At 64.9% G+C, this 19,856-nt stretch carries 14 protein-coding genes; 4 read left to right on the forward strand and 10 right to left on the reverse strand.

Going from position 1 to position 19,856, the window contains the following annotated elements:
• Positions 1–69: 69 nt before the first annotated feature.
• The gene (locus tag HW090_RS00070) at positions 70–513 is read right to left on the reverse strand and encodes a helix-turn-helix domain-containing protein (protein WP_179111559.1); all 444 of its coding nucleotides are present in this window, start codon (positions 511–513) and stop codon (positions 70–72) included.
• 96 nt (positions 514–609) lie between these two features.
• Between HW090_RS00070 and HW090_RS00075 the strand changes: the two genes are divergently transcribed.
• On the forward strand, positions 610–1,458 hold the full coding sequence (locus tag HW090_RS00075) for an SDR family oxidoreductase (protein ID WP_179111560.1): 849 nt from the start codon (positions 610–612) through the stop codon (positions 1,456–1,458).
• A gap of 51 nt (positions 1,459–1,509) precedes the next feature.
• On the opposite strand, the gene HW090_RS00080 is transcribed toward HW090_RS00075, so the two are convergent.
• Positions 1,510–2,886, reverse strand: coding sequence for a class II fumarate hydratase (locus HW090_RS00080; protein WP_179111561.1), 1,377 nt, complete (start codon positions 2,884–2,886; stop codon positions 1,510–1,512).
• A gap of 276 nt (positions 2,887–3,162) precedes the next feature.
• Here HW090_RS00080 and HW090_RS00085 point away from each other — a divergent pair, with 276 nt between their 5' ends.
• Positions 3,163–5,583 (forward strand): ATP-binding protein, encoded by a 2,421-nt coding sequence (locus HW090_RS00085; protein ID WP_179111562.1) that lies wholly within the window; start codon positions 3,163–3,165, stop codon positions 5,581–5,583.
• On the opposite strand, the gene HW090_RS00090 is transcribed toward HW090_RS00085, so the two are convergent.
• The 6 genes from HW090_RS00090 to HW090_RS00115 all read right to left on the reverse strand — a co-directional run bounded on the left by HW090_RS00090 (position 5,575) and on the right by HW090_RS00115 (position 16,358).
• A complete protein-coding gene (locus HW090_RS00090) occupies positions 5,575–6,507 on the reverse strand; it encodes a diguanylate cyclase domain-containing protein (protein ID WP_179111563.1) in 933 nt (310 codons plus the stop codon). The two genes, HW090_RS00085 and HW090_RS00090, sit on opposite strands and share 9 nt — an antisense overlap.
• Before the next feature lie 6 nt (positions 6,508–6,513).
• Positions 6,514–9,273: an ATP-binding protein gene (locus tag HW090_RS00095; RefSeq protein ID WP_179111564.1), complete on the reverse strand. Its 2,760-nt coding sequence runs from the start codon at positions 9,271–9,273 to the stop codon at positions 6,514–6,516.
• A gap of 17 nt (positions 9,274–9,290) precedes the next feature.
• Positions 9,291–10,541, reverse strand: coding sequence for an ABC transporter substrate-binding protein (locus HW090_RS00100; RefSeq protein ID WP_179111565.1), 1,251 nt, complete (start codon positions 10,539–10,541; stop codon positions 9,291–9,293).
• 478 nt (positions 10,542–11,019) lie between these two features.
• Positions 11,020–14,097 carry a TonB-dependent receptor domain-containing protein gene (locus HW090_RS00105; RefSeq protein ID WP_179111566.1) on the reverse strand — a complete coding sequence of 1,026 codons (3,078 nt, stop codon included), beginning with the start codon at positions 14,095–14,097 and terminating at the stop codon, positions 11,020–11,022.
• 48 nt (positions 14,098–14,145) lie between these two features.
• Positions 14,146–15,342, reverse strand: a complete 1,197-nt coding sequence (locus tag HW090_RS00110; protein WP_179111567.1) for an MFS transporter — start codon at positions 15,340–15,342, stop codon at positions 14,146–14,148.
• A complete protein-coding gene (locus HW090_RS00115) occupies positions 15,339–16,358 on the reverse strand; it encodes a class I SAM-dependent methyltransferase (protein ID WP_179111568.1) in 1,020 nt (339 codons plus the stop codon). Before HW090_RS00115 ends, HW090_RS00110 begins: the two co-directional genes overlap by 4 nt.
• 147 nt (positions 16,359–16,505) lie before the next feature.
• Between HW090_RS00115 and HW090_RS00120 the strand changes: the two genes are divergently transcribed.
• Positions 16,506–17,435, forward strand: coding sequence for an AraC family transcriptional regulator (locus tag HW090_RS00120; protein ID WP_179111569.1), 930 nt, complete (start codon positions 16,506–16,508; stop codon positions 17,433–17,435).
• Between the two features lie 12 nt (positions 17,436–17,447).
• Here HW090_RS00120 and HW090_RS00125 read toward each other — a convergent pair whose 3' ends face one another.
• Both HW090_RS00125 and olsB read right to left on the reverse strand, forming a co-directional pair.
• Complete coding sequence (locus tag HW090_RS00125; protein ID WP_179111570.1) at positions 17,448–18,224, reverse strand: 1-acyl-sn-glycerol-3-phosphate acyltransferase; 777 nt, start codon at positions 18,222–18,224, stop codon at positions 17,448–17,450.
• Positions 18,224–18,961 (reverse strand): L-ornithine N(alpha)-acyltransferase, encoded by a 738-nt coding sequence (gene olsB / locus HW090_RS00130; protein WP_179111571.1) that lies wholly within the window; start codon positions 18,959–18,961, stop codon positions 18,224–18,226. The genes HW090_RS00125 and olsB overlap by 1 nt, the downstream gene beginning before the upstream one ends.
• Positions 18,962–19,182: 221 nt before the next feature.
• Here olsB and HW090_RS00135 point away from each other — a divergent pair, with 221 nt between their 5' ends.
• Complete coding sequence (locus HW090_RS00135) at positions 19,183–19,758, forward strand: YceI family protein (protein ID WP_179111572.1); 576 nt, start codon at positions 19,183–19,185, stop codon at positions 19,756–19,758.
• Positions 19,759–19,856: the final 98 nt, after the last annotated feature.

The raw sequence follows: 19,856 nt of genomic DNA on the forward strand, positions 1-19,856 counted from the left end.
GTGATTTGATCGTTACCAGAGTCGTGGTCGTGACTGTCAGGCCAGATTCTGTTGAGTATATTGACCCGCTCAGAACCCTGTTTCCTCGTCCGCAGGCGACTCCGTCAATCGCTGCGGGTGCTGCAGGATGGCGGGCAGGTTGAGTTCTATCCAGTCCGCCAGTTCTCTTACGCGTTCCGCTGCCTGGCGGCCGAGGGGCGTCAGGCTGTACTCCACGTGGGGTGGCACCACCTTGTAGGCTTTGCGTTCGACCATGCCGTCGTGCTCCAGCCATTGCAGGGTCTGGGCCAGCATGCGCTCGCTGACGCCGCCGATCCTGCGGCGCAGGTCGCTGAAGCGCTGTGTGCCGGTCAGCAGGGTGATCAGGATCAGCACGCCCCAGCGGCTGGTGAGGTGCTTGAGCACGTCGCGGGAAGGGCAGGCGGCGGCCATCAGGTCGCCGCGTCCGAGTTTCTCGGAGAGGGTCTGCGGGGTGTCGGTATCGAGGTTCTGCTTCGTGTCGGGTGTGTTCATCCAAACTTACCTTTTTGTGCGTACTTACTAAAAGTAATTGTGGATTATATATTCGGGTCGTCTTCAGATACCAAACCCACTTCGAGGAAACAGACCATGACTATCGCCGTCACCGGAGCCACCGGCCAACTGGGCCGTATCGTTATCGGGAAACTCAAGGAAAAGGTCGCCGCCAGCGAAATCGTCGCGCTGGTGCGCAGCCCGGAGAAGGCGCAAGACCTCGGGGTCAATGCGCGGCAGGCCGATTACGGCCGGCCCGAGACGCTGGAAACCGCCTTGCAGGGTGTCGCGACCCTGCTGCTGATCTCGTCGAGTGAAGTCGGGCAGCGTGCCACCCAGCATGAAAACGTGATCCAGGCCGCGAAAAAGGCCGGGGTCGGGCACATCGTCTACACCAGCCTGCTGCATGCGGACAGCAGCCCGCTGAGCCTGGGCATCGAACACCGCCAGACCGAAGCACTGCTGCGTGACAGCGGCATCGCATTCACCCTGCTGCGCAACGGCTGGTACACCGAGAACTACACCGGTTCGGTTCCTGGTGCGCTGGCGAGCGGCAGTGTCATCGGCAGCGCTGGCGAAGGCCGTATCGCCTCGGCCACCCGCGAGGATTACGCCGAGGCCGCCGTTGCGGTACTGACGAGCCAGGGGCACGCCGGCAAGACCTACGAGCTGGCTGGCGACCAGGCCTGGACCCTGGCCGACCTGGCTGCGGAGATTTCCCGTCAGAGCGGTCGTGAGATTCCCTATCGCAACTTGCCGGAAGTGGATTACCGCACCGCGCTCGAACAGATCGGCCTGCCTGCCGGGCTGGCCGCCTTGCTGGCCGAGTCGGATGTCGGTGCCTCGAAGGGCGGGTTGTTCGATGACAGCCGGCAACTGTCGGCCTTGATCGGTCGCCCGACCACGCCGCTGGCAGTCTCGGTGGCCAATGCACTGAAGGGTTGAAGTGAAACGGCGAAGGGCCATGTGCAGGCATGGCCCTTCGCGTTGTCAGCGTTACAGCATGTCCTGCGCACGCACCCACAGGTCGAATTCTTCATCGCTCACGTAGCCCGACTGGCGGGCGGCTTCCCGCAGGGTGAGGCCCTGTTCGTAGGCCTGCTTGGCGATCTGTGCCGCCTTGTCGTAGCCGATATGCGGATTGAGCGCCGTGACCAGCATCAGCCCCTGTTCCAGGTGGGCGGCCATGCGTTCGGTATCGGGTTGCAGGCCGGCGATGCAGTGTTCGTTGAAGTTGTGGCAGCCGTCGGCCAGCAACTGGATCGACTCCAGCAGGTTGTGGATGATCACCGGCTTGAACACGTTGAGCTGCAACTGCCCCAGACTGGCGGCGAAGCCGATGGTGGCATCGTTGCCCATGACCTGGCAGGCGAGCATCGACAGCGCTTCGCACTGGGTCGGGTTGACCTTGCCCGGCATGATCGAGCTGCCGGGTTCATTGGCTGGCAGACGAACCTCCGCCAACCCGGCGCGAGGGCCGGAGCCAAGCAGCCGCAAATCGTTGGCCAGCTTCATAAGTGCCACGGCCAGGGTTTTCAGTGCGCCGGAAAGGCTTACCAGCGGTTCGTGCCCGGCAAGCGCCGCGAACTTGTTGGGTGCAGAGACGAAGGGCAAGCCCGTGAGTGCGGCGATTTCTGCCGCGATGGCTTCGCCGAAACCCGGGGGCGCATTCAGGCCGGTCCCAACGGCCGTACCGCCCTGCGCCAGCTCGTAGACGCCTGGCAAGGCGTTGCGGATGGCTTGCTCGGCAATCTGCAATTGGGTGACGAATGCCGACAGTTCCTGGCCGAAGGTGATGGGGGTGGCATCCATCAGGTGAGTGCGGCCGGTCTTGATCAGGCGGTCGTGGCGGGCCGACTGCTCGGCCAGCCCGGCCTTGAGGGCGACGATGGCCGGCAGCAGCCGCTGTTGCACGGCCAGGGCGGTCGCGATGTGCATGGCGGTGGGGAAACAGTCGTTGGAGCTTTGCGCGCGATTGACATGGTCGTTGGGGTGGACCGGGCTCTTGCCGCCGCGTTGCCCGCCGGCCAGTTCGTTGGCGCGGCCGGCGATCACTTCGTTGACGTTCATGTTGCTCTGGGTGCCACTGCCGGTCTGCCAGACGCGCAGGGGGAACTGGTCGTCATGCTGGCCATGCAGCACTTCGTCCGCCGCCTGTTCGATCAGGCGGGAGACATCCGCCGGCAGATCGCCGATGCGGCCATTGATACGGGCCGCTGCTTTCTTGACCAGTGCCAGCGCCTTGATCACGGCCAGAGGCATGCTCTGTTCGCCGATGGCGAAGTTGATCAGGGAGCGCTGTGTCTGTGCGCCCCAGTAGTTCGCGTCGGGGACTTCCACTGGCCCCAGGCTGTCGGTTTCCGTGCGTGTCATGGTTGCTTCTCCAGTGGACTCTGCAAGGTAAGGCAGCGGGGCGTCGGGCGCGGTTCCATCGCGGTGCCGGATGGTCTGCGCACGGGCTGGCGAAGGTCTGAGTGCCCTGTTGCGGGAGGGGATTTACACGTAACGGCCTGCCTATGTCTTTGTTATTAGGCATTTTTACGTCTTTCAAATATATTTATGCCGGAATTTTGGCATTGAGGCTAAAGAATTGGCGCTGGAGGCCGATTCTGCTTCTATCGTTTTTGTCGTGCCCGGCCTGGAGGCCATGTGATCAGAGTCTTGCTGTCCTGCCTCATGTTGCTTGGCATGCTGCCTGGCCTGCTTCGGGCCGCGCCTCTGGTCTTGAACGACTGCGCCGAGGGTGGCATTGCGCTGCGTGCGCTTGCCAGCGGCTACGACGAAGGCGCGCAGCCGCTGACGGTGGAGCAGGTCGTGGACCTGCCCATGTCGCACTGGCAAACCCTGGAACCCGCCACGCTGGTGCGTGGCGCTGGCAAGCCGGCGCTCTGGTTGCGCCTCGAGGTGGAGAACCGCAGTGGCCATTTCTGCCAGGCCTTCGTGCTCTCGGGCTCCAGCAACAACCGTGACGTGCAGTTCTATCAGCAACGCGCCGGCCTCTGGATTCGCTCGGTCGGCGGTGCCAGCTATCCGCTGCGCGAGTGGTCAGAACAAGTGCGTCTGCCAGCCTTCCCGGTGCTGCTGGAGCCGGGTGAGCGTTCCCTGCTGTTGATGAGGGTGGACAGTACTCTGCCCACGTTCGTGTTGCCGGAGCTGGTCTCGCACGAAGGGCTGCTGCTCAAGCGCATGGCCGAGAGCCTGGCCGACGGCGTGGTGTTCGGCATGGTCTCGTTGCTGGTCCTGTTCAGCCTGGCGCTGGGGCGCATCTTCCGCCTGCGGCTGTTGATCGCCCACTCCATGGCGGTACTCGCCTATTGCCTGTATGTCGCGCTGGCCAACGGTTATGGCCTCGTCCACCTGTGGCCGGATTCACCGCGCCTGGACCTGGCATGGGTACTGATCGCCAATTGCCTGTGCAGCGTGCTGGTGTTCGCCTACCTGCGCGTGTTGTTGCAGGTGCGGCGTCAGCCACGCCTGGTGGGCATCGGCATGACGCTCTGCCAGATCGGCTTCCTGGTCTGCGGCGTGGGGCTCATGCTGTTCCCGGCGTGGGCCGAGAACGAGGCGTTGGCGCATGTTCGCCTTGGTGTGGCGGTTGTCGTCTATCTGGTGCTGTGGATCGCGGTCTTTATCGGCTTTCGCATGCGGCTGGGGTACGACTGGTTCTGCTACCTGCTACCCAGCCTGTTGACGCTGCAATTCCTGTTGGTGTTCGTCCACCGTCAGGGTTGGTCGACGTTCCCGCCGTTCGAGTATTCCTTCCATAGCTTCTCGACCCTGCCGGGTGCTGTGTTGCTGCTTTATACGCTGGTCAGCCAGGTCGCCTTCGGGCGTCGCCGCGAGAAGCAGGCCCTGGCCGACATCGAACAACTCAAGCAGGCCGAGCAGGAGCGCCTGGAGCACAGCATCGCCGAGCGTACCGCGCAATTGGGGGAGGCCTTGCGCAACCAGCAGTTGCTGATGGCCCGCATTGGGCATGATCTGCGCACCCCGCTGCTGGGCATGCTCGACCAGGCCCGCACGCTGCCGGCCCAGCCAAAGTTCTGTGAGGGTTATGCGCGGAGCATCGAGCGCAGCGTCAACTTCCAGCTGGAACTGATCGACGAACTGCTCGAATACGCCCGCAACGATGTCTGGCAGCTCGAACTGCTGGCCGCGCCGGGGTATCTGTTCGGCTTCCTCAAGGAAACCCGGGAGCAGGGGCGTTACCTGGCCGAGCGCCATGGCAACCGCCTGATCTGCCATTTCGACGATGACTTGCCGTTGCTGGTGAATGCGGATTTCCGCCGGCTGCGCCAGACCCTGGTCAACCTCCTGGCCAATGCCGCCAAGTTCACCCACGACGGCGAGATTCACCTGCGCATCGAGCGATTGCCCGATGTCCACGACGGGCAGGTGACGCTGCGCTTCTGCGTGCAGGACACCGGCATCGGCATCGCGGCGAAGGACCTGGAGCGTCTGCAGGAGCCGTTCAGCCGTGGCAGCAATGTCGCCGACAGGCCGGGTGTCGGGTTGGGCCTGTACATCGTGCAGCAGATGCTCGGCCTGATGGGCAGTCGCTTGAAGGTGGAGTCGGTGCCGGGGCAGGGCAGCCGTTTCAGTTTCGAGTTGAAGGTGGAACTGGCACGCGAGCAGGAGCTGGATCAGGTCTTCATCGAAAGCTATTCGCCGCAGCGTGACGGCCAGGGCCAGCGCGTGCTGATCGTCGACGACATCGCCATCACGCGGGAAATGCTCTACGAACTGCTGGCCGGCTATGGCTATGACGCCGAGGCGTGTGGCAGTGGCGACGAAGCGCTGCGGCTGTTGCAGGAAAGGCCGGTGGATATCCTCATCCTTGACCAACTGATGCCCGACATGGACGGCTGGGCGTTGCTGGCGCAGGTGCGTCAGCGCTGGCCGGGGTTGCCGGTGGTGCTGTACTCGGCCTCACCGCCGCGCCGCCCGGAGCAGGTGCCCGATTCGCTGTGCTTCGATGCCTGTCTGCTCAAGCCGGTGCAGACCGATGACTTGCTGACCGTGCTGGAGCGCTTGCCAGTACGGAACCACGAGTGCCTCGGGTCAGCTTAGGACGGTCTGCGAACGGCCATTCTGCTTGGCCTGGTAGAGGTTGGCGTCGGCCTTTTCCAGCAGCACCAGCGGCGATTCGCCAAGGCCCGGTACGAGGGCCGCGCCACCGATGCTCAGGGTGAGAAAGGGCGAGGTCGGCGAGCTGGGGTGGAGGATACGCAGCGCGGCGACCGCATCGTGGATGGTCTGCGCCAGGTGAGCGGCGCCTTCCAGGCCGGTGTTGGGCAGGATGCAGGCGAATTCTTCGCCGCCATAGCGGGCCGCGAGGTCTTCGTGGCGCTGCAACGAGGCTTCGATGCAGAGGGCGACCCGGTGCAGGGCGTCATCGCCACACTGGTGCCCGAGGGAATCGTTGTAGCGCTTGAAGGCATCGACATCGATCATCAGCAGCGCCAGCGGATTCTGCCCCGCCTGGTGCGCCCAGCAGGTGCGCAGCAGTTCATCGAAGGTGCGCCGGTTGGCGATGCCGGTCAGGCCATCCAGTTGCGCCAGCCGCTCCAGTTGGCGCTGCTGGCGATAGAGTTGCAGGTGGTTGCGCACCCGCGCGCGCAGCAGCGGCGTGCTGAAGGGTTTGCTGATGTAGTCGATGGCACCGGCCTGCAAGCCCTGCTCTTCGTTTTCCTCGTCCTTGAGGGCGGTCAGGAAAATGACCGGAATCCCCCGGGTCTGCGGGTCGCTCTTGAGCCGCCGGCAGGTCTCGAAACCGTCCATGCCGCGCATGCGGATGTCCAGCAGGATAAGGTCCGGCTGGTGCTGGCGGGCCAGTTGCAAGGCTTCTTTGCCGTCCGTTGCACCGAGGGGACGGCAGATGCCTTCCAGGGCGCCCCCGGTGAACGCGATATTGAGCGGCTGGTCGTCGACGATCAGTACCGCCGGCAGGTTTTCGTTGGGTTCAGCGCTGCGTCGCTGCAAGCTCTGGTTCATCCTGAGTCATCTATCCGTCGTACTGGAGGCTGGAGCGAAATGCTGCTGCAAATGCGCCAGGGCCGTGGAAGTTTCGCTGGAGATCTGCTGCGCCAGGTCGAGGCAGGCGGGCAGGTCGCTACGTTTTACCGCCTGCCTGAGCCGCTCGGCCAGTTCTACCAGCGATGATAGCCCCGCCGAGCCCGCGGTGCTGAGCATATCGTGAGCTTCCTGTTCCAGTTCCGCCAGGGTGCCTTGGCGAGCCAGGGCCAGGATACGCTCGGCACGTTGCCGGCAATCGCTGGCGAGCATCTGCAAGAGCGCCGAGAAACGCTCGGGCGGCATGCTCGCATGCAGTTGCGCCAGCATGCCGTTGCGTGGCGCCGGTGCAGGCAAGGGCGTGTCCACGTAGCCCAGGCAGGTGTCCAGCACGGCCCAGAGCTGGCGCTCGTCGATGGGTTTGGCGATATGCCCCTGCATGCCGGCCTGCTGGCAGCGCTCGCGGTCCTGCACCTGGGCATTGGCGCTCAGGGCGATGATCGGCAGCCCATCGAAGCGCGGGTTCTGTCGCAGCTGGCGGGTGGCGCTCAGGCCATCGAGCAGCGGCATCATCATGTCCATCAGGACCAGGGCATAGGTGCCATCATCGGCCGCTTGCAGGATGGCGATGGCCTGCTCGCCATCGTCGGCACAGTCGACCGTGAAACCCGCCTCTTGCAGCAGCTCGCTGGCCACCTGGCGGTTCAGTGCGTTGTCGTCCACCAGCAGTAGGCGCAGGCCGGTGTAGTGGCGGGGCGGGGCGACGGATTCCACGGGGAGCGCCGGTGCCTCGCTGCCGGCCGGCTCGACCCGCACTCGGAACCAGAAGCGGCTGCCAGTGCCAACCTCGCTCTCGACACCGACATCGCCGGCCATCAGGTTCGCCAGGTTGCGCGAAATGGACAGGCCCAGCCCCGTTCCGCCGAAGCGCCGCGAGATGGAGGCGTCGGCCTGGTGGAAGGGCTGGAAGAGCTGCGCCCGCTGCTCCGGGCTGATGCCGATGCCCTGGTCCTCCACGCTGCCATGCAGGAAACACTGGCCGTCTTCGTCCATCTGATAGGCCAGGCGCACCCGGATCTGGCCCCGCTCGCTGAACTTGATCGCGTTGTTGGTGAAGTTGATCAGTATCTGGCCGATGCGCAGCGGATCGCCCTTGAGCCGTTGCGCCGTGCCCTCGGCGATCTCGCAGGTCAGTTCCAGGCCCTTGCGGGCGACCTCTTCGGCGAACATGTCGGTCAGGTCATCCAGCAATTGCTGGGGGCTGAAGTCGACATATTCCACTTGCAGGTGGCCGCTGTCGGAGCGGGAGAAGTCGAGGATGTCGTCGATGATGCCTTGCAGGTGGCGACCAGCGTGGATGATCTGCTCCAGCCGCTCCCGCTGCTTGCCTTCCAGCGGGCTGCGCAACAGGGCACGGGTGAGGCCGAGGATCGCGTTCATCGGCGTGCGGATTTCATGGCTCATGGTGGCGAGGAAGTTGGCCTTGGCCTGTGCCGCCTGTTCGGCCAGCTCCTTGGCCTCTTGCAGGGCCTCGGCCTGCCGGTGCATCTCGCTGACGTCGAGCAGGATGCAGTTGAACAGCGTCTGGCCATCCTCCTGGCGCTGCACCGTGGCCAGGGTCTTGATCCAGAAACCGCCCTCGGGGCGCTGTACCTGGATGTCGAAGTCGATCGGGGTGAGGTCCCGCAGGCTGTGGCGGAAGGCCTTGCGTGCGGCCCGCTGGTATTCCTCGGTGTGTGGGAACAGCGGTGTCTCGGCCGGGACACCATGGCCGATCCCACCCTCGTAGGGGCCGAGCATCTGTGCCAGTTTGCTGCTGGCGAAGGTGAAGGTCTTTTCCCCGTTGCGGTCTATCTGCAACTGAAAGACGGCACCGGGGATGGCGTCGGCCAGGTCGACCAGTTGTTGCGAGAGACGGCGGATTTCCGCTGCCGCCGCCGCTTCCTGTTCCAGGCGGTCGGCGCGCAGCATGGTGTCGCGGAACACCTGCAGCGTCTGGGCCATCTGGCCGACTTCGTCCTTGCGACCGGTGTCGGTTATCTCGTCGTCGTAGTGGCGGGCGGTCAGGCGCGCCATGGTGCGGGTCAGGCGGTTGATCGGCCTGGAGATATGCCGCATCGAGAAGTAGCTGGCGAGGGCGATGCTGAGCAGCACCGCGAGGCCGAACGCCAGCAGGGTCGCCACTTGCGTGCGGTGGCTGGTGAGGCGCAGGTTCTCGGCGGCTTGCAGATAGTCGTCGTTGACCCTGTTGCGCAGCGTGTCCATGTTGTAGCGCAACTGCTGCAGGGCCGGCTCGAAGTCCTGCTTGATGATCAGCAGGGCGCGGTCGCCGCGCCAGCGGGCGGCGTCGTCGATGATGCGCTCGGCCAGTTCGAACACGCGCAGTTGCTGGCGCTGGATTTCCTCCAGGCGCTCGTGCTGTTCGGGAATGAGCGGGCGGATTTCCTCCAGCCGCTCCTGGAAGTCGCGGGCGATCTGGCGCATCGCCTGCTGGGTGGTGCGCATCTGCCGCTCTTCTTCTTCGGTCAGGACGCTGAACAGCAGGCGGCTGGCGTCGCTCAGGTCGAGCAGCGCATCGCTGGCCAGGCGGCTGCTGTGGCCGTTGTGGCTGAGCAGGTAGCGGTAGCGCGCGTCGACCTGCTGCAAGGTGTTCATCGAATAGCCGGTGGTGAAGGCCGCCAGGGCTCCGAGCAGGCTGACCATCATCACGATCTTGATGGACAGTTTCAGGTCTGCGAACAAACGCATGCGGGCTCCTGGCGCTCTCAGTGGGGGCGCGAGTTGAAATCGAGCAGTGCCTGGTAGAGCAGGCGGGCCGCTTCGGCGTCGTCCAGTTGGCCGCGTAGGTGGCGGCTGACCACGTCATAGATGGCGGTCTTCACATAGGACGGGTTGGCGTTGCCCATGGCGATGGAGCCGAGCATGGCCCGGCGCAGGTTGGCCTGGCGCATGTCGTTGATCGCGCCCTGGCCGCAGGCGTTGAAAGCCTCGCGCGGCACATCGACCCGGGCCGGCGCCGCGCCGGAGGCGAGGTTGACGTCGCGCTGGAAGTCACGGTCGAGCAGAATGCGGAGCAGCTCGTGGCGCTGCTCTGGCGTGCCGGGGCCATCTTTGAACAGCATGTACTGGTCGCTGTTGAAGAGGAATACGCCCTGGGTATCGGGGAAGCGAAAGCACTGGTAGTCGCGCCCTGGTTGCAGCCCTTGCAGGGTGAACTCGCCGCCGACCCAGGTGCCTTGCACTTGCAGCAGCGCCTTGCCCTGGCGCATCAGGTCGGTGGACTGGTTCCAGTTGCGCTGTTCGAAGCCTGGGTCCAGGTAGGCGCGCAGCAGGCTCATGCGCTGGAAGACCTGCTGCAATCGGGCCGGGTCGATATCCTGCGCACGTATTTCGATGAAGGCCTTGCGATAGTACTCGGCGCCGACGGTACCGACCGCCACGGACTCGAACAGCAGCGTGTGTTCCCAGGACTCGCGACCGATGGCCAGGGGGATGATCCCGGCGGCCTTGGCCTTTTCCAGCAGTGCCAGCAGGTCTTCCCAGGAGTCCGGCTGGGTACCGCCGATCCGCTGCAGCAGTTCGGCGTTGACCCAGAGCCAGTTGGTCGAATGGGCATTGATCGGTGCGGCGACCCAGCGGCCGCGGTATTTCGACAGTTGCTGGATGCCGACCGGAATGATCTCGTCCCACTCCTGTTCTTCCGCGATGGGGGTCAGGTCCTGCAGCAGCCCCAGTGCGGCCCATTCCTGTATGTCATGGCCGATCACTTGCGAGGCGGTGGGGATTTCGCCCCGGGCGATGGCCTGGCGCAGCACGTCGCCATAACGCGCCGTGCCGCTGCCGGGAATGGCCCGCTCCTGCCACGACAGTTGGCGCTGGCCGAGATAGCGCTCCATGACGGCAATGCCGGATCGCTCGCCAGGCGAGACCCACCAGTGGGACAGCAGCAGCGTCTCCTGGGCATTGGCCAGCGTGCAGGCAAGCAACAGCGGGAGCAGGGGGATGACCTTGTACATGGCGGCGCGTTCATGCGAGCGGGGGCGCAATGGTGAACGGTCCGATGAATGGGGTCAAAGGTAATGGATATCTGGCCGGGAGGGCTCGCTCTCCTGACCGCGTAGCGCGAGCCCGACCAGCCCCTCTACGCAACACGCATGAACCCGTCGTCCATATGAATCAGGGTCTGCTCTTCGTCGGCCTCCCTGCCGACGAAGGTTGCTCCGAGGAGCTGGCCGGGCCCGCGGCAAATACCGAGGTGACACTGAGAAAAAGAACAGCATGAGAACAACACTACTCGTCGTTCCCGCGCAGGCGGGAACCCAGGTGCACGGGCTTATGAGCAACGCGCTTTTCCGACAGACACAGCCATTTTGGAGGGGTACTGCAGAGATAAGACCCACAGTCCTTGAAATTGCGCACCTGGGCTCCCGCCTGCGCGGGAGCGACGAGGGGTTATTGTTCGTCTTGCCCGAAACACCTTGAACGGCCGTGTCCTCAGAAACGCAGCGTAAACCCCGCCTTCATGGTGCGTCCCGGTGCCGGCAGCATCGCGCGGGCCAGGGGGTCGATGTAGTAGCGGTTGGTGATGTTGTTGATGCCGAAGTCCAGGTCCAGGTTGGCCATGACCTTGTAGCTGGCGAAGGCGTCGAACACCCAGATCGGCTGCCAGCGATAAGGCCGGCCGAAGGCGTCGGCGGCGAGTTGGCTGTTGCGGATCCAGTCGGCTTCTTCCTTGTTCTCGGCGCTGCTGTGATAAACCATGCGTCCGCCCAGTTCGAGCTTCTCGTTGAACAGGCGTACGCCGGTGTCCAGGTTGATCGAGAACTTGGGTTGCAGACTGGTGCGGGCGAAGGTGGCGGGGAAGCCGCCGGTCACGCAACTGCTGATCGCGGCGTTGTAGATCGGGTCCAGCGTCGCGGCATAGTCCTTGTCGCAGAGCTTCTGCGACAGCCGGTAGCTGAGGCCGAAGTTGCTGAAGTAACGCCCGGTGTCGGCACGCGCCTGCAACTCGATGCCGGAGTAGGTCTTCTTGTCGAACTGGACGATGCTCCAGCTCTTGTCGCGGTCGATGTAGTTGCGAATCTCGTTTTCGTAGTAGTTGATGCGCACGTCGGCGTGGCGCCAGTCTGGGAGGAACCCGAGCAGGTCGTGGACGTAGCCGACTTCCCAGTTGTAGGCGTGTTCGGGGTCCATGGTGTTGTCCGTGCTGCGGCCGAACGCGGTGCCCGCCTGGGTGTCCTCGTAGAGGGTCGGGAAGCGCACCAGTTCGCTGTAGCGGGCGTAGACCCTGGCGTAGTCGGTCAGCATGAAGGTCACGCCGAACATCGGGGTCCAGGCATTGTCACGGCGTTTCTTTGGCTTGGCCCATTTTTCTTCTTCGGTGGGGTTGCGGTAGATGGTGGTGTCAATGGTGGGGGAAATATAGCGTTTGACCGTGCCGGTAGTGCCCTGGGCGTTTTCCACCGTTTCATTCAGGTCGATGGTGCCATTGAGGAACTGGTTGGCCGAGCGGTCGATCTTGAAGCCATCGTAGGGGACGACGAAGCTTTCCTTGTAGGTGTAGTAGACGCCATCGACCTTGTACCCGGCGAGCGCATCCTGTATCTCGGGCTCCGCCTCTTCCGGGGTGAAGCCCCAGGATGCGTACATGTCGCGCAGGTCGCCTTCCAGCGATGCCGCTTCTTCATCCGTCATCAGGCGGCGGTAGCTGAGCGTGCGCCCGGTAATCGTGGGCAGGGCCTGCCAGTTGTTCTCCTTGTTCTCGCGGTGCTTGGCCAGGCCGTCGTCGAACGAGTTGTAGTCGCTGAAGCGTGCGCCCGCGCTGATGACCATCCAGGGCATGGCCATCCATTCGTTATTGAAGCTGAAGTTGTATTGCTGCCGGGTTCCGCTGCGCGGCCCCATGTGGGTGGCGGCCCAGATGATTTCGTTGACCATCAGGCCATCGGCGTTGTTGCGCTCTTCCAGCTTTTCATGGCTGAAGTCGCCGGACAGGGTCAGGCTGAGGGTGTCGGTGAGCAGCATGCGGTTGCTCAGGTTCACGCCCCAGCGGTCATGGTTCGACAACTGCATCGCCTTGGCGATGAGGTTGTAGCGGCCATCGGAGTTGTCCAGGCGATCCGGTGCGGTAGTGGGCACGTTGGCGCAGTTGACCGGGTTGTAGTCGTATTTGCACGTGACGTAGTTGTCCCAGGCGATGTCCCGGGCCGATTCGTTCGCCCCCACGCCATACACCGAGTCGCCGGTCTGGTGGCGGATGGAGTCATGGCGGGTCATCCAGATGCCTGCCTGCAGGTCGATCAGTGCGTTGTCATCGGGTTTCCAGGTGTAGTTCAGGCCATAGGTGTCCTGCTTGACCTCGGAGAACGGCGATTGCAGGCCGACGTTCAAGGTGCCGTCCAGGCCCCGGAAGGTCGTGTAGCTGATGACGAAGGGCGAGCTTTCGCCGAACTCCATGTCGCTGTGCATGTAGGACAGTTTCAGGCTCTGCTGGTTGGGCAGGTAGAAGGTGCCCTTGAGCAGGGTGGTGCGGATGTCGGTGGAAGTGTTGGTGACCTCGTAGCCGGGGTGGTAGAGCTGGGCGACGTACGACGTGCCCGCGCCCGGCACCGAGGCATTGTCCTCGGCCCTGGCCTTGTCCAGCCAGTCCTCGGTTTCGTAGCGCTGGCTGCCGCCCTTGCCGCTGTAGTAGTTGCCCTTGCTGCGGTAGCTGTAGGCGGCGAGCAGGTCGAAGTTTTCCTGGCGGGTCGCCGCCGCGATGCGGAACGCATTGTCTTCGAAGTTGAAGTCGCTGCCACCGGAGCCCTTGCGCGGGGTTATCCGGCCGCCGTTGGGCAGGGCAAAGCCCACGTTGCCGTAATAGGTGTTGAAGGCGCCTTCGATGTCGCGGTAGTCCGTGCCGAAGAGGCGCGTGCCCGATTCGTCCGGGGCCACTGCGTTGCTCGCGGTTTCGGTCTTGATCTCGATACCGTGGCTTTCGCCGGGCTTGACGATGTCTTCGGCGTCCAGCGTCTTGATCTGCACCGAGCCACCGACGCCGGTCTTCATGCCGTCGGTTGCGGAGGGGCCTTTTTCGACCGAGATGCTGCCGATCATGTTGGGGTCGATGTAGTTGCGGTTGGAGACGCCGCCCGAACCCTGCCACACCGAAATGGCCTGCTCGGTGCCATCCACGGTCACCGGAACCCGTCCTTCGCCCTGGATGCCGCGGATGTTCGGGTCCAGTGCGCCGCTGTTGCGCGAGTCGCCGCTGTAGACGCCGTTCATGCCGGCGAACACGTCGGACACCGAGGCGCCCTTGTAGCGCTCCAGCTCCTTGCGGCCGGCATACACGTTGGAGACGTCCTTGCGATAGACATCGTCGTGGCCGACCTCGTCCTTCGACATCAGCAGATCGTCCTCGATCGTGGTGTCTTCCAGTTCGATGACCGGCAGGCGCAGGTCCAGTGGCTGCTTGGGTTGTTCTTCTTCGGCGTCCTTCGCCGCGTCCGCTGCGTTCAACTGGCCGGAGGCGAGCAGCAGGGAGAGGGCACAGGCGATCGGCCTGAGCGTCGGCTTGGTTCTTGTGTGCATGGGATGACCGTGTGTTGGGTTGGCAGTGGTTGGTTTCTTATGGTGTGTTCAGGCGTGCAGGCGCTGGCGCCAGCGCAGGCTCAGCAGCGTCACCAGCGCCATCGCGATGACCAGCGCGGTGAGCAGGCCGGGGTAGCCGAGGTGATCGAGCAACAGCCCGGCGACCAGCGGCAGCAGGGTGCGCGACAGCAGGAACAGGTTGGACTGGATGCTGTAGTCCAGCGCGTCCAGGCCGGGACGGGTGCGGCGCATCATCAGGCCGAACAGCAGCCCGGAGGTCGCACCCAGCGCCAGGGCGGTCGCCAGCGCGGCAACGACGAACAGCGCCTGGAGGCTTTTCACCTGCGTGGCCAGGGCCAGCAGCAGGAGCGCCAGCAAGCCGAGGGCGGCGAAGGCCGGCAAGGTGCGGGCGACGCCGAAGCGGCGTGTCAGCCAGTTGCCCAGCAGGCTGGCGATGGCGGCCAGCAGGCCGCCGCCGATGCCGACGAGCATGGCGATGCGTTCCACCGGGAAGCCATGGTCGAGCAGCAAGGGTTTCAGGTAGATCCAGGCCGCGCCGATGACGGGAACGTAGACCAGCAGCAACAGGCTCCAGACCTTGTTTCCCGGCAGTGCGAAATAGCTTCGGCAGGCGCGCCAGTCACTGCGACTGCTGCTGGGTGTGGTGGTGTTGGCTGGGGCGGGCAGCAGTGGCAACAGCAGCAGGCCGAGCGCCAGGCTGGCGGCCAGGGCAACGAAGGGCCAGCTCCAGCCGGCCTTGGTCTGCAACAGCAGCATGAGGCCGCCACCGGCGATAGCGCCGAGGGAGGTGGCGGTCGCGCGGATGGCTCCGGCGCGCAGCCGTTCCGATTCCGGCAGGCTCTGGATCGCCAGCGCGTTGAGCGGGATGTCGGTCCAGGCGCCCATCAGGTTGGTCAGCAGGGCCAGGGCGAAGATCGTCCAGCGCGAGCTGTCGGCCAGGTCGTGGGTCGCGAACGCCAGCAGGGCCAGCGCGTAGCCGAGGCCGAGCAGCAGGGTCCAGTTGCGGTAGCTGGGGGCGCCGAAACGGTAGCGGTCCACCGGTGTACCGAGCAGGAACTTGAGCAGCGCCGGCAGGCCGGCCAGTTGCATCAGACCGATTTCCGTGCCGCTCCAGCCATGCTGGCGCATCACCAGCGGCAGGCCGATGTAGATATAGATGATGGGCGCTGCGCAGGCGAAGTTGAGCCAGCCGATCAGCAGGTGCGTGGGCCAGTGGCGCATCATGGGCGGCTCCCCCGATGGACCCAGACCGGCGCCAGCGGGAAGCTGGCGCTCTGGGTCGAGTGGATGTCCTCGAAACCGCAGGTGCGCAGGGCGCTGGCCATCTCACCCTGGCGCGGCACGTATTTGCCGCGCAGCAGCATCGGCAGGTAGAACGGCAGGACATGCGAGGCGCCGGGCGCGTCCTCGGGGATTTCGGCATGCACGCACACCAGCAGTCCGCCGGGGCGCAGGGCGGCATGCACCTTGCGCAGGGCATCCAGGGGCGAGTCGATGAAATGGAACACCGAGGAGCAGCAGATCAGGTCGTAGCCCTCGCCGATGGCGTCGGTGTCCAGGTTGCCGGCGATGCTCTCCAGACGCTGTTCGAGGCCGGCCTGGGCGATGTTCTGGCGCGCCACGGCGGCGGTGTCCGGCAATTCGAAGACCACACCACGGCTTTTCGGGTAGCGCTCGGCCAGGGCGATGGCGAGGAAGCCCGGGCCGCCGCCCAGGTCGAGGAAGCGCTCGGGCGCCGGTATGCCGTCCAGCCGCTCCAGCAGCGCGGGGACGCTGATCACCCGTTGCTCCTGACCGATCTGCACCTGGGCGGCCTGCGCCCAGTTGGCGGCGGTGGACGCCATTTCCGCCAGCGGGGTGGCGGGGGTGCCGGCTTTTACATAGTCGCCGATCTGCTCGCTGAAGCGGCGCAGCAGCCCGGCGCGGTACGACCAGGCCTGGGCGCAGCTTTCGGGTGAGTCCTGGGTGAAGAAGCGCTTGGCGAGCCGCGAGTTCTGGTAATGCGTCAGCGGCTGGCCGGCCAGCCGCTCCAGCAGGCCCATGCTCCACAGCAGGTCGAGCAATACCTGGGCGTTGGCGTGGTCGATGCGCAGTGTCGAGGCGAGGCTTCCGACGTCCTGCGGAACGCTCAGGCATTCGAACAGGCCCAGTGAAAGCGCCAGTTCCAGGGCCTTGGCCTGTATCGGTGCCGCCGCCAGGTTCCAATAAGGGCGGAGGGGATGTGCGAGGGCATTGTCCATGGTGTCGACTCTTTATCTGCGGGGTGTTCGACAGTGCGCTTGCGCCTGTCAGGGCTGGCGTTTACTGTAATTCGCAGATGAGATCGGTTTTCGTTCAATGCGTATTCATTCCGGATTATTTCGTATTCATTCCGTTGCGGAGGCTCCATGGCGTATCGCTTGAGCAGTACCGACGTGCTGTGTGCGCCCGTCGAAGGTCGACCGGGCTGGCTGCGCCAGCGGCTGCCGGGAGCGGTGGGGGATTGCTTCATCGACCGGGCCCAGGTCGATCAGGGCATCGCGCTGTCGTATACGGATTACCTGCCCAGCCGCGACCTGGTGGAAGAAAGCGTGATCGACAAGGACGATGCGGTCCTGACCATCACCATCGGCCTGAGCGCGGCGTCCGGTTATGAAAGCCGGGACGGATACCGCTTCGATTTCGTCGGCGGGCATACCACTGCCACGGTCTTTCGCAGCATCCGTGGCGAGCGCCGCTACCGGGGTAACGAGCGGGTTCGCCAGCTACGGCTCAGCGTCGACGAGGCCGCATTGCAGCGCTATGACCTCGGCGCGCTGGTGAAGACCGACAGGGCCTGTGCCCAACTGATGTTCGCCAGGAACGATGCCGGCATCCAGCGCCTGGCCCGTAGCCTCCAGGGCCTGCACGAAGCGCCCGCAGCCTCGCGGCTGGACATGCAGATCGCCGCGCTCAGCCTGCTCGCCGAGCAGTCGCGACAACTCCTGCAGGTGTCCACCCGGACGAGTCGCCAGTGTGCCGACGAGGCGCGTATCCAGCAGGCCTACGAGCTGATGCTGGAGCAGTTCGCCCAGCCCCTGACCATCGGTTACCTGTGTGCGGCGGTGGGCTTGAACGAGTTCAAGTTCAAGCAGGGCTTTCGTGAGCTGTTCGGCAACAGCCCGCACCGGGTGCTCACGGAAATCCGTATGCGCAAGGCCAGGGCCTGGCTGGAGGCGGGCGAGCAGGTGGCCAGCGTGGCCTACAAGGCCGGCTATGAGCACCCGGCCAATTTCAGCGCCGCCTTCAGCCGCTTCTATGGCTGTTCGCCCAAGGCGGTACGCAGTCCCTCGCGTTGAGTCCGCCGCCGTTCAGGCGCAGCGGGCCACCGGAACGTCGGCCGGTTGTTCGGCCAGTACCGCGGCGATGCTCTGCTGGGCCTGACGGGCCAGGGTCGAGCGGTCCAGGCCCTGGGGCTGGATCGGCGGCAGGAAGTGAATTTCCACGCTGGCCTGGCCGCTGGCGAGCAGCCGTTGCAGGTGATGGGTCAACTCGTCTTCGCCAAGGAAGGGGCTGAGCGGGTCGGCCCGGCCATGGCGGCGGTAGCGGATGGCGACGGGTTGCACCGGGGTATCGGTTTCCACCGCACAGCTCAGCAGGCGCGGATGGAAGGTGCGCACACCACTGCCGTCGGTGGTGGTGCCTTCGGGGAAGATCAGCAAGGGATGCTCGCGCCGCAGGTAATCCTGCAATTGCTGCCCGACCTGGCCATGCTGGCCCGCGCCGCGGCGGATGAAGCAGGTGCCGGCCTGGCGCGCCAGCCAGCCGATCACCGGCCACTGGGCGACGTCGTCCTTGGACAGGAACGACAGCGGCATCACCCGTCCGAGCATGACGATATCGACCCAGGACACGTGGTTGGCGACCCAGAGCATGGACTGCCGGGGCGGCTCGCCTTCGATGCGCAACTCATAGGGCAGTTGCCGGCCGACGCGGTCGAGGAACTGGCGCGTCAGGTATTGCCGGCGGGCCAGTGAGGGCGGGCGCCCGCAGCGGGCGCAGAGGGTCAGCCAACTGGCCGTCAGCAGCCCGTGGCCGAGGATGCTCAACAGCCCGCCGTAGCGCCTGAGGCGCAGCAGGCGCCCCATCAGACCGCCGCCTTGAAGTGCCGCGCGTAGCGGGGGCAGAGTTCGTCGCGTTTGAGCAGGATGAAAATGTCGGCCACCTGGAACTCCGTGTCCCAACTGGGTTCGCCGCAGATTTTCGCCCCCAGGCGCATATAGGCCTTGAGCAGGGGCGGCAGTTCGGCGGTCACGTTGGCTGGCAGGTCAAGGGCGGGCAACGGCTTCTTCGGCTCGGCGTGCAGGTGTTCGGTGCTCAGGTAGCGCTCGCGCAGGCGCTGCATGATCGCCTGGGCCTGGACGCCGCCGTCGCGCATGGAGACGCTGGCGCAGCCCATCAGGTAGCGGTACTGGCCCTGGTTGAGGGCTTCCGCGAGTTCGCCCCAGAGCACGGCGATGGTGGCGCCGTTGCGGTATTCGGCGTCGACGCAGGTACGGCCGATTTCCAGCACCGGGCCACTCAGTTCGTTCAGCCCGCGCAGATCGAATTCCGCCTCGCTGTAGAAGCGTCCCAGACGACCGGCGGCCTGGCGGTCCAGCAGGCGCGTGGTCGCCACCAGTTGGCCGCTGCCGAGGTCGCGCACACCGATGTGCATGCAGTGCTCGTCGAATTCATCCCTGTCCAGGCCTTGCTCGGCGCCCTGCAACTGGGCGTCGTATTCGCTGCTGAAGACCTTGTAGCGCAGTTCCTGGGCTTCGCGCAGGGCTTGTGGGGTTTGCAGGCGTTCGGCCTGCAGACGACGGGGAAAGGCGATCATGTTCATGCTCTGTCTCCTGTGCGCCCTGGCTGGGTTCAGGGGCAGATTAGGTCTGCCGGGTGTCACTCGGGTTACTGAAACATGATGGTTGGATGACGCCCGTCGATGCGTCTTGTGGCGGGAACTCTGGCGGGCAATGCGGACCTATGTAAGGGCAGCAGCAGGCTGCACGGCGCAAGTGCGAAGCCTGCGCTGCGGTTTCCCAATCCGTGTCCACAGGAGGATTCATGCGTTTTATCGTGGCGGTGCTATTGGTGTGTTCGAGTGCCCTGTGCTGGGCGGACTGGCATGTGCTGACGGACTCGTCGCGTGTCAGCTTCGTGTCGGTCAAGCGTGGCAACATCGCCGACGTGCACCGTTTCAGGAATGTCGTCGGGGTCATCGACCCGCAGGGCGCTGCGCGTATCACCTTGCCGTTCGCCGACCTGGACAGTGGCCTGGCCCTGCGTGACGAGCGTATGCGCGAACTGCTGTTCGAAGCGACGCGCTTTCCCCATGCCGAACTGAGCGCCAACCTGAACCTGGCGCACTGGGAGCAGATGCGTGTCGGCGAGGTACAGGCCACCACCCTGGAGTTCCAGCTGGACCTGCATGGCCACCAGCAGCGCCTGAAGGCCGAGGTGCTGGTCAGCCGTCTTGGCGAGAAGCGCATGCAGGTGACGACCCTGGAGCCGATCCTGATCAAGGCCGAGCTGTTCGAACTGGAGGGTGGCCTGGCGAAGCTGCAGGAGTTGGCCGGCTTGCCTTCGATCGCGTCGGAGGTGCCGGTGTCGGCGGTGCTGGATTTCCAGCAGCGACCCTGAGAACCTGTTTGCAGTCTTTCGAGCCAACTTTGCCGTAGGGTGCGCCGTGCGCACCTGTGTGCAGAAGCCGGTGCACACGGCGCACCCTACGCCCGATC

This window comes from Pseudomonas sp. ABC1, assembly GCF_013395055.1.
Taxonomy (GTDB): Bacteria; Pseudomonadota; Gammaproteobacteria; order Pseudomonadales; family Pseudomonadaceae; genus Stutzerimonas.

What these genes read in the sequence shown, in the direction of transcription:
- HW090_RS00125 (WP_179111570.1), bottom strand. Translation starts at nt 18,224, where the DNA reads ATGGGGCGCCTGCTGCGCCTCAGGCGCTACGGCGGGCTGTTGAGCATC.
- HW090_RS00075 (WP_179111560.1), top strand. Translation starts at nt 610, where the DNA reads ATGACTATCGCCGTCACCGGAGCCACCGGCCAACTGGGCCGTATCGTT.
- HW090_RS00105 (WP_179111566.1), bottom strand. Translation starts at nt 14,097, where the DNA reads ATGCACACAAGAACCAAGCCGACGCTCAGGCCGATCGCCTGTGCCCTC.
- HW090_RS00110 (WP_179111567.1), bottom strand. Translation starts at nt 15,342, where the DNA reads ATGATGCGCCACTGGCCCACGCACCTGCTGATCGGCTGGCTCAACTTC.
- HW090_RS00090 (WP_179111563.1), bottom strand. Translation starts at nt 6,507, where the DNA reads ATGAACCAGAGCTTGCAGCGACGCAGCGCTGAACCCAACGAAAACCTG.
- HW090_RS00080 (WP_179111561.1), bottom strand. Translation starts at nt 2,886, where the DNA reads ATGACACGCACGGAAACCGACAGCCTGGGGCCAGTGGAAGTCCCCGAC.
- HW090_RS00095 (WP_179111564.1), bottom strand. Translation starts at nt 9,273, where the DNA reads ATGCGTTTGTTCGCAGACCTGAAACTGTCCATCAAGATCGTGATGATG.
- HW090_RS00135 (WP_179111572.1), top strand. Translation starts at nt 19,183, where the DNA reads ATGCGTTTTATCGTGGCGGTGCTATTGGTGTGTTCGAGTGCCCTGTGC.
- HW090_RS00100 (WP_179111565.1), bottom strand. Translation starts at nt 10,541, where the DNA reads ATGTACAAGGTCATCCCCCTGCTCCCGCTGTTGCTTGCCTGCACGCTG.
- HW090_RS00120 (WP_179111569.1), top strand. Translation starts at nt 16,506, where the DNA reads ATGGCGTATCGCTTGAGCAGTACCGACGTGCTGTGTGCGCCCGTCGAA.
- olsB (WP_179111571.1), bottom strand. Translation starts at nt 18,961, where the DNA reads ATGAACATGATCGCCTTTCCCCGTCGTCTGCAGGCCGAACGCCTGCAA.
- HW090_RS00070 (WP_179111559.1), bottom strand. Translation starts at nt 513, where the DNA reads ATGAACACACCCGACACGAAGCAGAACCTCGATACCGACACCCCGCAG.
- HW090_RS00115 (WP_179111568.1), bottom strand. Translation starts at nt 16,358, where the DNA reads ATGGACAATGCCCTCGCACATCCCCTCCGCCCTTATTGGAACCTGGCG.